Here is a 12,140-nt window from a genome sequence, read left to right on the forward strand (position 1 = left end):
GATTCCGGCCCCTCGGCCATCAGTAGCGGGGACAGGATTTGAACCTGCGACCTCTGGGTTATGAGCCCAGCGAGCTACCGAGCTGCTCCACCCCGCGTCGGTGAACGCAACACTACGTCAGCGACTCCATGGGAGGCAAATCGCTTTCGACCAGCACTCCCGTCCCGGCCGCCGGCCTTACGCGGACAGCTCCTCCCGCAACGCGTCCCGCAGCCGGGCCGCCCGCTCCGAGACCTCCCCCGGCCCCAGCGACACCGCCCGGTCGGCCCACCGCTGTCCCTCCGCCAGCTCGCCCCGACGCGCGTAGACGAGGGCAAGCCGCAGCGCCGCCCGCCCGTGCCCGGCGTCGGCGGCCCGCGTCCACCACACGGCGGCCTCCGGCTCGCTCCCCTCCCGGGCCAGCAGCAGCCCCAGATTGAAGGCGCCGTTGCGCGACCCGGCCTCCGCCGCCAGCCGGTACCAGCGGGCCGCCTCCACGACGTCCCCGCGTGCCGCGGCCATCATCCCGACCCGCACCTGCGCCCGCCGGTGCCCCTGGGAGGCCGCCCGCTCGTACCACTCCTCGCACTCGGTCTTCTCGTGCGCCGGCTCCCCCAGCTCGTGCGCCGGCTCCGGCGGCCGCCGGGCGTCCAGCACGGTCGCCAGCCGGTACGCGGCCTCGGCGCTGCCGCCGCCGGCCGCGCACCGCAGATGCCGCTCGGCCGCCGTCTCGTCCCCGTCGCGCAGCCGCGCGATGCCGACCTGCAGCGCCGCCTCGGTGTGCCCGGCGGCCGCGGCACGCTCGTACCACCGCAGCGCGACGACGTCCTCGCCCCGCCCGGCGTACAGGATCCCCAGGTTGAACGCGGCGTCCACGCTCCCGGCCTCGGCGGCCTTGGAGAACCACGGCTCGGCACCGGCCGTGTCCCCGCCCTGCAGCAGCAGGATGGCCAGCGCGTTCGCCGCCTCCCGGTGCCCGGCGTAGGCGGCCCGCCGGTACCACTGCTCGGCCTGCGCGGTCCGCCCCTGCTCGGCGCAGAGCAGCCCGAGGTTGTAGGCGCCGTTCACATCACCCGCGTCCATCGCGGCCCGGTACCACCGCTCGGCGGTCTGCGGCTCCCCGCGCTCGGCGTGCAGCGCCCCCAGCGCGTTGGCCGCGTTGCCGTCCCCGTCCTGCGCGGCCCTGAGCCACCACACGGCGGCGCTCTCGGTGTCCCCGGCGTCACGCAGCAGGAAGCCCAGCGCGCAGGCGGCCCGCGCCTCGCCGTCCTTGGCGGAGGTCAGATACCAGCGCCCGGCCTCCTTGAGCTCGCCGCGCTTCTCCAGGATCGCCCCGAGCTGCAGCGCGGCCCGGCGGTGTCCGCGCGCGGCGGCCTGGCGGTAGAAGCGCTCGGCCTCCTCCAGCGGCGCGACACCGCTGTCGGCCCCGCCCTCGCCCTCGTCTGTCGCTCGGCGGTCGAGCACGCGTGCCAGCCGGTACGCGGCCTCCCGGTGCCCGCGCTCGGCGGCGGCCCGCATCCACTCCTCGGCCCCGCCGTCCCCGCGGTGCTCCAGCAGGTCGGCGAGCGCGTACGCCCCGAGGGGGTGGCCCTGTTCGGCGGACTGCCGCAGCCAGTACTCGGCGGCGGGCTCGTCGCCGCGCTCGCGGTGGTGGCGCCCCAGCGCGTGGGCGGCCGCGGCGGACCCGGCGACGGCGGCGATCCGCCACCAGCCGGCCGCCTCCTCGGCATAGCCGCGCTGGTGCAGCAGGACTCCCAGGTTGTTGGCGGCGGCACGGTCGCCCGCGGCGGTGGCGGCACGCAGATGGGACTCGGCTCCGTCGAGATCACCACGGCGCAGCAGCATGGCCCCGAGAACACTCATCGCCTCGACGTCGCCGGCCTCGGCGGAGAGCCGCTGACGCAGTTCCTCGGCAGCCTCTTCGGCAGCCTCCCCCGCGTCCCCCTGGGATGGCTGCACAAATCGCCCTGTCTCGAACAGAGTTGCCTTGTCCCCCATAACGTCCATCGTCGCACCACCTGCAACCTGGGTACACCTGGTATACCGCAGCCAGTGAGGTCACTTCAGCGTTTTGTCGACATGCCCACAGAGAGACAAGTCAAACACACGGCGCGCAACTCCCCGTGGCGGCACGGCGGTCCTCTCCCCCGGCACATGCGTTCGCACATCACGAAGGCCCGGATCCTTGGAGGATCCGGGCCTTCGACCGCAGTAGCGGGGACAGGATTTGAACCTGCGACCTCTGGGTTATGAGCCCAGCGAGCTACCGAGCTGCTCCACCCCGCGTCGTTGTCCGGCAACCGTATCACGACGCGGGAGGGGCAGTTGATCAGCCGCCGCCCGAACTGCCGCTGGGGCTGGGACTGCTGCTGGGCTTGGCACTGCTGCCGCTCTTGTTGCCGTTGCCGCTGGTCTTGTCGGCCTGGGACTGCGCTGCCTCGGCCCGCTTGAGCGCGTCCTCGAGGTCCTGCTGCGCCTTGCCGTACGCCGTCCAGTCGTTCTTCTTGAGGGCCTCCTGGCCCGCGTCGAAGGCCTTCTGGGCGTCGTTCAGGGCCTGTTGGACCGTCGGGTTGCTGGACGTCGGCGGCGGGGTGGTCGTTCCCTGGTCCGGCGGCGAGGTCGAACTCTCCGCCCCGAAGACCTTGTTGAGGGCCTCGTCCAGGGTGTTCTCGAAGGCGGTGTTGCCTCCGTAGGTCACCAGCACCTTCCGCAGCAGCGGGTACTTCAGTCCACCACCGCGTACGTAGACCGGCTCCACGTAGAGCAGTCCTCCGTCGAGGGGCACCGTCAGCAGGTTGCCGTACTCGATGTCGGAGTCGCCGCCCTTGAGGAGTCTGATCGCGGCGGCGATGTCCTGCTCGGAGTTGAACTTGCTCTGGACCTGTTTGGGTCCGTCGACGGTCGTGCTCGTCGGCAGTTTCAGGATTCTGATCTTGCCGTAGTCACTGGTGCTGGCGTCGGCGTCGACCGCCATGAACGCGCTGAGGTTGTCCCGGCCGTTCGGTGTGAAGGTCGTCGTCAGCGAGAACGCCTGCGAGGACTGCCCGGGCATCTTCATGCTCAGGTAGTACGGCGGCACGGCGTTGCCCGACTTGTTGGTCGGGTCGTCGGGCACCTGCCACACCTCGCTGCCGGTGAGGAAGGTCTGCGCGTCCGTGACGTGGTAGCGGGTGAGCAGTTCGCGCTGGACCTTGAACAGGTCCTGCGGATAGCGGAAGTGGGCCTGCAGTTCGGGCGAGATGTCCGCCTTCGGCTTCACCGTGCCCGGGAAGGCCTTCATCCAGGTCTTCAGGACGGGGTCCTCGGTGTCCCACTGGTAGAGCTTGACCTGACCGGTGTAGGCGTCGACGGTCGCCTTCACCGAGTTGCGGATGTAGTTGACCTGGTTCTGCTGGGCCACCACCGCGCGGTTGTTGTTGGTCGCGGTCAGCGAGTCGGCGGTCGTGTCGCCCAGCGTCGTACGGGAGGCGTACGGATAGCCGTTGGTGGTCGTGTACGCGTCGACGATCCACTGGATGCGGCCGTCCACCACGGCCGGATAGGCGTCGCCGTCGATGGTCAGCCAGGGCGCCACCGCCTCGACGCGCTCCTTGGGCGTGCGGTTGTAGAGGATCCGCGAACCCTTGCCGATCGCGCCCGAGTAGAGGATCTGCGGCTCGTTGAACGCCACCGCGTAGGCGGCCCGGTTGACCGGGCTGTCGAGGTTGACCCCGCTCTTGCCCTTGTAACTGGTGGTCTTCTCGCCGCTGTCGTCGGAGTAGTCGATCTCCTTCTGGGGACCGCCGACGATCGAGTACGTGGTGGTCTTCTCGCCGTAGTAGATCTGCTGCTGGTACTTGCCCAGGTCGCCCGTGGACGGCAGATCGGACTCGGTGAAGACGGGCTGGCCGTCCTCGACCTCGGTGCCCTTGGCGGCGACCACGCCGTAGCCGTGGGTGTAGCGGAAGTGGTCGTTGATCCAGTTGTTCTTCGGGATGCCGTTGAGGTTCAGCTCCCGCAGACCGATGACGGTGTCCTGCTCCTTGCCGTCCTTGCTGTACCGGTCGACGTCCAGATTGTTCGGGAACGCGTAGTAGTTCCTGATCTGCTGGAGCTGCTGGAAGGTCGGCGAGACGATGTTCGGGTCCAGGATGCGGATGCTCGCCGCGGAGTCGACGTCGTCGCGCAGCTTGCTCTTGTCCTTGGTGGTGCTCGTCCCCGAGTACTCGGTCACCTTGGTGTCGTCGATGCCGTACGCCTCGCGGGTGGCCTTGAGGTTCTTCTGGACGTACGGCGCTTCCTTGGCCTGCTCGTTGGGCTGGACCTGGAACTTCTGCACGATCGCCGGGTACAGGCCGCCGATCAGGATCGCCGAGAGCACCATCAGCCCGAAGCCGATCACGGGCAGCTGCCAGGTGCGCCGCCACAGGGTGGCGAAGAACAGCAGCGCGCAGATGACGGCGATGCAGAACAGGATGGTCTTCGCGGGCAGATAGGCGTTGGCGTCGACGTACCTCAGGCCGGTCCAGTTGCCGGTCGCCTTGAAGTCGCTGGACTTGACCGCGAGTCCGTACCGGTCGAGCCAGTACGCGACCGCCTTCAGCGCGACGAAGATGCCGAGCAGCACGGAGAGATGACCGGTCGCGGCGGCGGTGGCGCGCGCGCCCGGCGAGGTGATCCGCAGGCCGCCGTACAGGTAGTGCGTGAGCGCGGCGGCGATCAGCGAGAGGATCGCGGCGGCGAAGCCGAAGCCGAGCAGGAAGCGGTACCAGGGCAGGTCGAAGGCGTAGAAGGAGACGTCGAGATGGAACTGGGGGTCCTTCTGTTGGAACGGCACGCCGTTGACCCACATCAGCCAGGTCCGCCACTGACTGGAGGCGGAGGCGCCGGCGATCAGGCCGACCAGCGCGGTGATCCCGAACAGCAGCCACCTCTTGTACGGCGCGATGCCCATCCGGTAGCGGTCCAGGCTCTGCTGCTCCATGGACATGGCACTCAGCGGGGGCCGCAGCCGGTGCGCGAGCCAGATGTTGACGCCGACCGCGAGGGCCATCAGCACACCGAAGACGAAGAACAGGCCGATCTTCGTCCACAGCGTGGTGGTGAAGACGGACGAGTACCTCACCGAGCGGTACCAGAGCCAGTCCGTCCAGAAGCCCGCGAACATGGTGAACGCCATGCCGAGCACGGCAAGCACGCCCAGTGTCATGAGCAGGGTCCGGACTCGCCGGGACGGGCGGCCCACTCTGATCCGTGGCCCCGTCGGGCCTCCGCCGCGGTCCGGCATCTGGAAAGCCAAGGTGCGCACCTCGAAGTCGCTGTCGGTTCGTCAGGCCCCCGCGTGTTCGTGAGCCCCTCCGTGGCCCCCCGTGATCGCGGGCCCACACCTATGCAACTTACTCACCGTTTACTCGGTTCCCGATTCCGGCCATGAACGAGGCAGGATTGTGACCATGTCCAACACCCCCATGGCAGCGAGCCCGCTCACCCGGGCCGTACTCGAGATCGACGAGTACGCCTCCGGCCTCGGCTGGGACCAGCCCGCCCGCCTCTTCGCCCTCGTAGACACCGCTCGGCTGCGGGCCGAGGAACCGGCTCTCGCCGCCCAGCTCGGCCTGGAGGACGAACAGGAGTCCTCGGGTCTCACCCCCATCGAGCAGGACGAGATCCCGGCGAACAGCCCGCTGGACGAGTTCCTCGCCACCATCGCCTGGCCCGACGCGGTGGCCGGCTGCGCGCTCACGGTGGAGCGGCTGATGCTGCCGCCGTCCGCCGAGGCGTCCGTCCCGGAGGGCATGGACGGCAAGAAGCTCACCCGCTGGGTAGCCGAGCACCCGGACCGGCAGGAGGTCCGGATGACGGTCGCGGTACTGCGCGACGGCGCCCGCGAGTCGGCCCTCAGACTGCGCGAGAAGGACGCGCCGACGGAGGTCCTGACAGGCTCCGACCTCGTGCCCGGCCTCGTCGAGGCCCTGGCGGCGACCTTCGAGGACTGACCTCTTCCGGTACGACGACGGGGCGCCCCTGCGCGTGCGAGGGCGCCCTCGTCGTCGTACCGGACCCGCTGGTCAGCCCTTGGTCGTGCACTTCGGCAGGGCGGCGGTGTCACCGCTGCGGATGTCCTTCAGGGCGGCGAGGGCGTCCGCGATGGTGTTCACCTTGACCAGCCTGAGCCCGCCGGGGGTGTCCTTGGCGGCGGCGGCGCAGTTCTCCGCCGGGGTCAGGAAGTACTGGGCGCCCTTGCTGCGCGCGCCGACGGTCTTCATCTCGATGCCGCCGATCGGGCCGACCGTGCCGCTGTCGTCGATGGTGCCGGTGCCGGCCACGAACTTGCCGCCGGTGAGATCGCCCGGAGTGAGCTTGTCGTAGATGCCGAGGGCGAACATCAGACCGGCGCTGGGGCCGCCGACGTCGGCGAGCTTGATGTCGATCGAGAACGGGAACGTGTGGTCGGTCCCCGCCGAGATCCCCACGATGGCCCGCTTCGGGTCGGCGTCGTCCGAGGTGGCGGTCTTGATCGTGATGTCCTCGGTCCTGGTCGCCGTCTTGTTCGCCTTCTCGGCGGCGGCCTGGTCCTTCGCGGGCACCACGGTGAAGACGACGTTCTGGCCGGGCTGGTGCTTGGTCACCAGCTTCGCCACGTCCGTGGGCTGCTTGACGGCGGTGCCGTCCACGGCCTTGATGACGTCACCGGCGTGCAGTCGGCCCTCGGCCGGCGAGTCCTTCACCACGGTCGAGACGATCACCCACGACTTCACCGGGATGTTCAGCTCCTTCAGGGCGGCGACCTTGGCGCTCTCCTGGGACTGGCTGAACTCCTCGGCGTTCTCCTGGGTCGACTGCTCCTCGGTCTTGCCGTTCGGGTAGAGCGTGTCGTGCGGCACGACCTTGTAGTCGTGCGCCAGCCACCCGTAGACGGCCTCCACGAGGTTCATCCGGTAGTCGGCGCTGGTGACCCGCACCGTGGTCATGTTCAGATGCCCGCTCGCCGCGTACGTCTTGTGCCCGGAGATCTGCAGCACCGGCTCGCCGTCGTGGTCCCCCAGCGTGTTCACGGTGGGCCCGGGGGACATCTCCGAGTACGGCACGGGGATGAAGACTCCCGCGCACAGGAGCGCGATCAGCATCAGGGTGGAGGCGAGCATCGTCGCGGTGCGGCGTGGCATGCCAAGACAGTACGGGACGAGGCTGTCAGCGCACCGTCAGCCCCACCCCTGTCATGTACCGGAGTGGGACTTCTCCATGGCCTCGCGGAAGCGCGCGTACCCGTCGAGCTCGGGTCCGTCGCTGCGCACCTTCCGGGTCCGGTTGGCCCAGGTGCCCCACAGGCCGGCGACGATCCCGGCCGTCAGCGGAATCAACAACCAGACGAGCGCTCCCATGCCGACCTCCCAACCCCGGTGAGCGACCGCAACAACTGACTGATCAGCAGATTAGCCGTCCGCACTGACAACGCTCACGGCAGGGGTGCGGTTACGCAACCGCAGGACCGGCGAAGGGGTTTCAGCAGGCGCCGACCCGCCCTCCCGTCACCCGACCACCACCCCTCAACGACGGCGCTACGCGCCGACCCATTCGTCTGTACCGTCGGAGAAGGTCTGGTGCTTCCAGATCGGCACCTCGTGCTTGAGATCGTCGATCAGCTTGCGGCAGGCGTCGAAGGCCTCGCCCCGGTGCGGGCACGAAACGGCGACGACGACGGCGAGATCGCCCACCCGGAGGTCGCCGACCCGGTGAACGGCGGCGAGCGCCCGCACCGGGTACTCCGCGACGACCTTCTCGGCGATCCGCCGCATCTCGGCCTCCGCACTCGGGTGGCACGAGTATCCGAGCCGGTCTACGTCGGCGCCCCCGTCGTGGTTCCGCACGGTCCCCACGAACAGCGCCGTACCGCCGACGGCGTCGTCGCCGACAGCCCGGAAGACCTCGTCGACGGAGAGCGGGGTCTCCCGGATGCCGATGAGCTTGACGGGGTCGCCCGCGGCCCGCTCACCGGGATGGTCGTAAGTGGGTGCCATACGTCCATCGTGCCTCACGCGTGTGACAGCGAGGAATGCGACGTTCACCACGCACACGCGCGTGCCCTCTTGGAGCCTCCTACAGCGTGTGGACCTGTCTCAGATCCGCCGCCGCGCCTTCCGGGCCCGCCGCACCACCGCCGCCGCGCCCAGCAGGGCCACCGTCGCGCCCGCGGCGCCCGCCGCCGTCGCGTCCTTGCGCCCGAGCCGCCGTCCGGCGACCGTGTGCCGGCCGGAGACCTCCTCCAGCAGCTCCGCGAGCACCTCCTCGTTGGTCCACTGCGGCCGCCACCCGGCGTCGTGCAGCCGGCTCCCGCTCACCACCCATGGGTACATCGTGTACGCCAGGTCCCCCGCCGGGGACGGCGTCAGCCCGATCCGGTGCAGCCGGGCCGCGGCGCCCAGCGCCACCGCGGAGGGCAGCTCCATCCGCCGGATCCCGCTGAGCTCCTCGACCTCCTCCTGCTCCAGCCAGCCGTCGCACCCCACGGCGAGTTCCCCGTCCACCTTCTCCAGGACGGCGTACTCCAGGGCGCCGCACAGGTCCTCGACGTGGCAGAACTGCCACGCGGGCCTCGATCCCGCGACGACGAGCAGCCGCGGCGACTCGAAGTACCGCGTCAACGCGGTGTCGGTCCCGCCCACCAGCACCGCGGGCCGCACCACGGTGACGTTGAGCCCGGGATGCGCGCGTGGCGCGCGCCGCGCGAGCCGCTCGATCTCCAGGAGGTCGCCCACACCGGTGGCCTCGGCGGTGGCGCGCAGCTCCGCGTCCTCCGACAGCGGCAGCTCGTTGTCCTCCAGCGCGCCGTACACCATCGCGGAGGTGCACAGCACGACCCGGTGGACGCCGGCCGCCGCCGCGGCGGTCAGCACGGTCTGCGTCCCCCGGACGTTGTACGCCGTCCGGGCGGCGGGATCGCTCTCCAGGTCGAGGTCGAGCGCCAGGTGCACCACGACGTCCGCGCCGCGCAGCTTGTCCGCGATGGCCGGATCCCGCACGTCCAGGATGTGCCACTGGGCCGCCGCGCACTCGCCGCGCCGCTCGTCGATGGCGACGACCTGCTTGATCTCCTCCGACGCGGCGAGCCGCTCGGTGAGCAGCGCCCCGATACCGGACGCGGCACCGGTGACCGCGACGACGGGTCCGCGTAGGGTCGGCGGGGTTGACTCGTTTCGCGCTGCGCGAACCTGCGGATCTGGGGAACTCACCGGGCGTCTCCAGCGGTTGTCTTCAGTACGAGCGCGCTTGAGGCGTCCGTACCAGGTGGCATCCATCCTGCCGCAGGCGAAGAGTCGGCGAAGCACCGAGGCCCGAACCGCCCATGGTGTCTACGCTGGGTGGTGTTATCGGGCAGTCGTGCCGTCGGAGACAACCGGCGGCCTTAGCAGCCGAGGAATCCCGTGAGTGACACCCCATTCGGATTCGGCCTTCCGCCGGAGGAGCCGGAAGACGGCGACGAGGGCAAGAAGAAGGACCAGGAGAGCGGCGGTGGTCAGGGCCCGGCCAACCCGTTCGGTTTCGGCGGGCTGCCCGGCGCCGGGGGCTTTGGCGGCCCCGGTGCGGACAATCCGCTCGCTGCCATGTTCGGTTCGCTGAACCCCACCGACCTGGGCGCCGCCTTCCAGCAGCTGGGCCAGATGCTCTCGTACGAGGGCGGCCCGGTGAACTGGGACATGGCCAAGCAGATCGCCCGCCAGACCGTCTCCCAGGGCACCTCGGACGGCGTGAAGGACACGAGCGTCGGCCCCGCCGAGCGCAACGCCGTCCAGGAGGCCGTCCGCCTCGCCGACCTGTGGCTGGACGACGCGACGTCCCTGCCGTCCGGCGCAGGCTCCGCGGTGGCCTGGTCCCGCGCGGAGTGGGTCGAGGCGACCCTGCCGGCCTGGAAGGAGCTCGTCGACCCGGTCGCGGAGCGCGTGGGCGCGGCCATGGGTGACGTCCTGCCGGAGGAGATGCAGGCCATGGCGGGCCCGCTGATCGGCATGATGCGCTCGATGGGCGGCGCCATGTTCGGTACGCAGATCGGGCAGGCCGTCGGCGTGCTCGCGGGCGAGGTCGTCGGTTCCACCGATGTCGGCCTGCCGCTCGGCCCGGCCGGCAAGGCGGCGCTGCTGCCGGTGAACATCGAGTCGTTCGGCAAGGACCTGGGCGTGCCCAAGGAGGAGGTGCGGCTGTATCTCGCCCTGCGCGAGGCCGCCCACCAGCGCCTCTTCGCGCACGTGCCGTGGCTGCGCGGACACCTGTTCGGCGCCGTGGACGGGTACGCGCGCGGGATCAAGGTCGACACGGCCAAGCTCGAGGACGTGGTCGGCCAGTTCGACCCGCAGAATCCGGAGCAGCTGCAGGACGCCCTCCAGCAGGGCATGTTCCAGCCGGAGGACACGCCCGAGCAGAAGGCGGCCCTGGCCCGTCTGGAGACGGCTCTGGCGCTCGTCGAGGGCTGGGTGGACGCGGTGGTGCACGCGGCCGCGAAACCCCGTCTGTCGTCCGCCGACGCCCTGCGCGAGACCCTGCGCCGCCGCCGTGCGACGGGCGGCCCGGCCGAGCAGACGTTCGCCACGCTGATCGGCCTGGAGCTGCGCCCGCGCAGGCTGCGGGACGCCTCGCGTCTGTGGGCCTCGCTGACCGACGCGCGCGGGGTGGACGGCCGCGACGCCCTGTGGTCCCACCCGGACATGCTGCCGACGGCCTCCGACCTGGACGACCCGGACGGCTTCGTCCACCGCGAGCAGCTGGACTTCTCCGAGCTGGACAGGATGCTGGGCGAGGCGGCGGACGGCTCCGCCGGGAAGCCGGACCTGAAGAAGGACGACGACGCCGAGTGAGCCTGTACGACGACGCGGTCCTCGTCCTGAAGGGGTACGAGGACCAGGAAGAGCTGCGCCAGGCCTATCTGGATCATCTGGCGGCTCACCCGGACGGTCTGTGGAAGGCGTGCCACGCGGGTCACATCACGGCGAGCGCCCTGGTGATCGACCCCTCGCGCGAGCGCGTCCTGCTGACGCTGCACCGCAAGCTGCGGATGTGGCTGCAGATGGGCGGCCACTGCGAGCCGCAGGACACGTCGCTGGAGGCGGCGGCCCTGCGGGAGGCGACGGAGGAGTCCGGTGTCACCGGGCTGACGCTGCTGCCGGGCGGCCCGGTCCGCCTGGACCGGCACCCCATCCCGGCGCCGTGTCACTGGCACTTCGACGTGCAGTACGCCGTCCTGGCCCCGCCGGAGGCGGACGTCACGGTCAGCGACGAGTCGCTGGACGTCAGATGGTTCCCGTACGGCGAGGTCGCGGACGTCGCCGACGAGTCCGTCGTACGCCTGCTCGAAGCGGCGCGCGCCAGACTGTGAACGTGTAAGGGGCGCCCGCTTGGTGGGCGCCCCTTACGTCTGTTTTCCGGACGCTCAGCTCCAGACGTTCCCCTGGTTCTGCGCCCGCGCCCCGTGCTGCCCCATGCCGTACTGCGCGGCGAGGCCCTGCCCGATCTGCGCGTTCTGCGGCGGCAGCAGTTCGCTCGGCTGGACCAGCGCGTAGCCGCTGCCCATGAAGCTGAGCTCCCAGCCCTCACCGGTGTTGCCGCGGCGCCGCCACACCCCGGAGGAGTGCGTCTGTGCCTGCATCTGCACCCGCAGCCCGGTCGACCAGGCGACGATGGCGTCGGCGTCGCAGTTGACGTACTTGTCGGGCGTCACCTGCATCATCAGGGGCGCCCCCGAGGTCATCAGGGCGACCTTGCCGCGGCCGGTGATGTTGAGCTGGTACTTCCCCGAGCCGGAGATGCCGTAGAGGCTGTCCACGGCGATGACCTCGTGGTGCAGCGAGGAGTCCATCGCGAGGACGTAGGAGCTGTCGACGGTGAGGCCGTCCTGCTCGACGTCCACCACATGGATGTGCTGGGCGAGGTTGGCGAAGTAGACCGTCCCCTGCCCGTGGCAGCGCATCAGGCTCAGGCCCTCGCCGGTGTACGCACGCGCGCGTGCCTGCTGGTTGCTCTGGTACTCGGCGTCGAACTCGACGAGCCCCTGGTAGGCGACCATGGTGCCCTTGCGGGCGAGGATGTCGTCCTGGCCCTGCAGGGCGACGCGCAGCAGCTGCTTGTTCTGCAGGCTGTAGCGCTCCTGGGACTGCGAGTCGTTGAAGGCGAAAAGCGGACTCTGCATGGCGTTT

At 70.4% G+C, this 12,140-nt stretch carries 10 protein-coding genes and 2 tRNA genes; 3 read left to right on the plus strand and 9 right to left on the minus strand.

What is annotated here, in order from left to right; all coding sequences use genetic code 11:
• Positions 1-23: 23 nt before the first annotated feature.
• The 4 genes from MKW14_RS13110 to MKW14_RS13125 all read right to left on the minus strand — a co-directional run bounded on the left by MKW14_RS13110 (position 24) and on the right by MKW14_RS13125 (position 5,245).
• Positions 24-97: transfer RNA gene (locus tag MKW14_RS13110), tRNA-Met, on the minus strand.
• 80 nt (positions 98-177) lie between these two features.
• On the minus strand, positions 178-1,986 hold the full coding sequence (locus MKW14_RS13115; RefSeq protein WP_240862409.1) for a tetratricopeptide repeat protein: 1,809 nt from the start codon (positions 1,984-1,986) through the stop codon (positions 178-180).
• Between the two features lie 205 nt (positions 1,987-2,191).
• Positions 2,192-2,265 (minus strand) — tRNA-Met (locus MKW14_RS13120).
• Between the two features lie 43 nt (positions 2,266-2,308).
• Positions 2,309-5,245, minus strand: coding sequence for a UPF0182 family membrane protein (locus MKW14_RS13125; RefSeq protein ID WP_240862848.1), 2,937 nt, complete (start codon positions 5,243-5,245; stop codon positions 2,309-2,311).
• 166 nt (positions 5,246-5,411) lie between these two features.
• Here MKW14_RS13125 and MKW14_RS13130 point away from each other — a divergent pair, with 166 nt between their 5' ends.
• On the plus strand, positions 5,412-5,954 hold the full coding sequence (locus MKW14_RS13130) for a PPA1309 family protein (RefSeq protein WP_240862411.1): 543 nt from the start codon (positions 5,412-5,414) through the stop codon (positions 5,952-5,954).
• A 72-nt stretch (positions 5,955-6,026) separates the two neighbouring features.
• Here MKW14_RS13130 and MKW14_RS13135 read toward each other — a convergent pair whose 3' ends face one another.
• The 4 genes from MKW14_RS13135 to MKW14_RS13150 form a co-directional block, all read right to left on the minus strand.
• A complete protein-coding gene (locus MKW14_RS13135) occupies positions 6,027-7,124 on the minus strand; it encodes a YlbL family protein (RefSeq protein WP_240862413.1) in 1,098 nt (365 codons plus the stop codon).
• 51 nt (positions 7,125-7,175) lie between these two features.
• Positions 7,176-7,340, minus strand: coding sequence for a hypothetical protein (locus tag MKW14_RS13140; protein ID WP_240862415.1), 165 nt, complete (start codon positions 7,338-7,340; stop codon positions 7,176-7,178).
• A 177-nt stretch (positions 7,341-7,517) separates the two neighbouring features.
• Entirely contained in the window at positions 7,518-7,976 is a 459-nt protein-coding gene (locus MKW14_RS13145) for a molybdenum cofactor biosynthesis protein MoaE (RefSeq protein WP_240862417.1), read from the minus strand.
• Positions 7,977-8,075: 99 nt separating this feature from the next.
• A complete protein-coding gene (locus tag MKW14_RS13150) occupies positions 8,076-9,188 on the minus strand; it encodes an SDR family oxidoreductase (RefSeq protein ID WP_240862419.1) in 1,113 nt (370 codons plus the stop codon).
• Between the two features lie 192 nt (positions 9,189-9,380).
• Here MKW14_RS13150 and MKW14_RS13155 point away from each other — a divergent pair, with 192 nt between their 5' ends.
• Complete coding sequence (locus MKW14_RS13155) at positions 9,381-10,805, plus strand: zinc-dependent metalloprotease (protein WP_240862420.1); 1,425 nt, start codon at positions 9,381-9,383, stop codon at positions 10,803-10,805.
• Entirely contained in the window at positions 10,802-11,323 is a 522-nt protein-coding gene (locus MKW14_RS13160) for an NUDIX hydrolase (RefSeq protein WP_240862422.1), read from the plus strand. The genes MKW14_RS13155 and MKW14_RS13160 overlap by 4 nt, the downstream gene beginning before the upstream one ends.
• A gap of 54 nt (positions 11,324-11,377) precedes the next feature.
• Here MKW14_RS13160 and MKW14_RS13165 read toward each other — a convergent pair whose 3' ends face one another.
• A complete protein-coding gene (locus tag MKW14_RS13165; RefSeq protein ID WP_240862425.1) occupies positions 11,378-12,133 on the minus strand; it encodes an AIM24 family protein in 756 nt (251 codons plus the stop codon).
• Between the last annotated feature and the right edge of the window lie 7 nt (positions 12,134-12,140).

The organism is Streptomyces gilvus, from assembly GCF_022513565.1.
In the GTDB taxonomy this organism is placed as follows: domain Bacteria; phylum Actinomycetota; class Actinomycetes; order Streptomycetales; family Streptomycetaceae; genus Streptomyces; species Streptomyces gilvus.

What these genes read in the sequence shown, in the direction of transcription:
- MKW14_RS13130 (WP_240862411.1), top strand. Translation starts at nt 5,412, where the DNA reads ATGTCCAACACCCCCATGGCAGCGAGCCCGCTCACCCGGGCCGTACTC.
- MKW14_RS13135 (WP_240862413.1), bottom strand. Translation starts at nt 7,124, where the DNA reads ATGCCACGCCGCACCGCGACGATGCTCGCCTCCACCCTGATGCTGATC.
- MKW14_RS13125 (WP_240862848.1), bottom strand. Translation starts at nt 5,245, where the DNA reads ATGCCGGACCGCGGCGGAGGCCCGACGGGGCCACGGATCAGAGTGGGC.
- MKW14_RS13140 (WP_240862415.1), bottom strand. Translation starts at nt 7,340, where the DNA reads ATGGGAGCGCTCGTCTGGTTGTTGATTCCGCTGACGGCCGGGATCGTC.
- MKW14_RS13145 (WP_240862417.1), bottom strand. Translation starts at nt 7,976, where the DNA reads ATGGCACCCACTTACGACCATCCCGGTGAGCGGGCCGCGGGCGACCCC.
- MKW14_RS13165 (WP_240862425.1), bottom strand. Translation starts at nt 12,133, where the DNA reads ATGCAGAGTCCGCTTTTCGCCTTCAACGACTCGCAGTCCCAGGAGCGC.
- MKW14_RS13115 (WP_240862409.1), bottom strand. Translation starts at nt 1,986, where the DNA reads ATGGACGTTATGGGGGACAAGGCAACTCTGTTCGAGACAGGGCGATTT.